We start from the raw sequence: 1223 nt of genomic DNA, 5'->3' as shown, positions 1-1223 counted from the left end.
CCTAGTGCTGGATTCCTCATTGGATGTACACATATCGGCGCCGCAGGAGGCGGGTTGGTGGTGCGGGTCTTCCCCATATCCAGGGCCGGGCTCGGGCGTTGAGCTGGGATGTTGCGAGGTGGGTGGCGTGTTCGATCTCGGCTGGTCCGGCGAATGACTGGCCGGCGAGGGCGGCTTTGCGGAAGATGCGCCACCAGCCTTCCTGGAGGTTGAGCCAGCAGGCACCGACGGGGATGAAGACGTGCTGGATTCGCGGGTGGTCCTCCAGCCAGGTCCGGGTGGACAGGCTGTTGTGCGAGGACAGGTTGTCGGTGACGACGTAGATGTCCCCGGTGGGATTGGCTGCCTCGACCTTCTGAAGAAACTGCTGGTAGAAGAGGCTGTTGCGGGAGGAGGCGGTCATGGTGACTTCGTGTCCGTCCCGAACTCGCAGAGCGCCGTAGACCCAGGTCTTCTCCGGCCCGCGACCGTAGTCGACTTCCGCCTTGATGCGGCGGCCGTCCGGCGACCAGCCCGGCGCCGGCGGGAACGTGCGGGGGATCACCGGTCCGAGCTCGTCGGCGCAGACGACCGTCGCGCCTTCGGGCGGGCAGGTGTAGAGCTCGATGATCCTGGTCCTTTTCCCTCGAAGTCCGCGTCTCTCGAGCGGGTCCATGACCGGGTACGGCGCCAGCGCACCCCCTCGGCCAGCAGAATCCGGCGGACCTGGCTGCGGCCGACCTCTATGCCCAGCCTCCTGGCCTCGGAGGCAAGCGCGTCAAGGGTCCACTCCGGTGGCCCGGACTCATCCGCCGCGGCCAGTTCTCCGTCCGCTTGCATGGTCAGCCGGCCAGGAGCCGGCTGCTTGACGAGGCCGATGATTCTGGAGCGTTCCGCCTCAGTGATCCGCCGTTTGCGGCCCTGCCCGCCCAGATCCTCCAGCCCGTCCAAGCCCAAGCGGTTGAAGCGGTGCAACCAGCGGCGGACCGTCTTCTGGCTGCACCTCAACTCGTCCGCGATAGACGGTACTTGCTGCCCGGCCCAGCTCAGTTCGACCATCCGTGCCCGCAGCACCAGATCAAGCGGTGCCTTGCGTGCTCGCGACAGCCCAAGCACGGCCCGTTCCTCGTTCTCGTCACGGCTCGACCGTGCCCGTAACACCACCGTCCAGCACCCGCCCCCGAGTACCCGAAGCGCCCCGCCACCAGTACTTATACCCAGGGATTGAGGAATCCAGCACTAGT

General features: G+C 66.6%; 2 protein-coding genes. Both read right to left on the bottom strand.

Annotation, left to right across the window (positions count from 1 at the left end):
• Positions 1–16 precede the first annotated feature (16 nt).
• A complete protein-coding gene (locus tag ACFWBT_RS43080; protein ID WP_385710320.1) occupies positions 17–655 on the bottom strand; it encodes an IS630 family transposase in 639 nt (212 codons plus the stop codon).
• Complete coding sequence (locus ACFWBT_RS43075; RefSeq protein WP_385710323.1) at positions 541–1053, bottom strand: helix-turn-helix domain-containing protein; 513 nt, start codon at positions 1051–1053, stop codon at positions 541–543. The genes ACFWBT_RS43080 and ACFWBT_RS43075 overlap by 115 nt, the downstream gene beginning before the upstream one ends.
• Between the last annotated feature and the right edge of the window lie 170 nt (positions 1054–1223).

Origin of the sequence: Streptomyces sp. NPDC060027, from assembly GCF_042737005.1 — a bacterium.
GTDB lineage: Bacteria > Actinomycetota > Actinomycetes > Streptomycetales > Streptomycetaceae > Streptomyces.
The sequence above is the reverse complement of the archived record's forward strand: the minus strand, read 5'-3'. Positions and strand labels throughout refer to the sequence as shown.

Bases quoted from the DNA above. Each gene is read 5' to 3' on its own strand.
- ACFWBT_RS43080 (WP_385710320.1), bottom strand. From the start codon at position 655: ATGGACCCGCTCGAGAGACGCGGACTTCGAGGGAAAAGGACCAGGATC.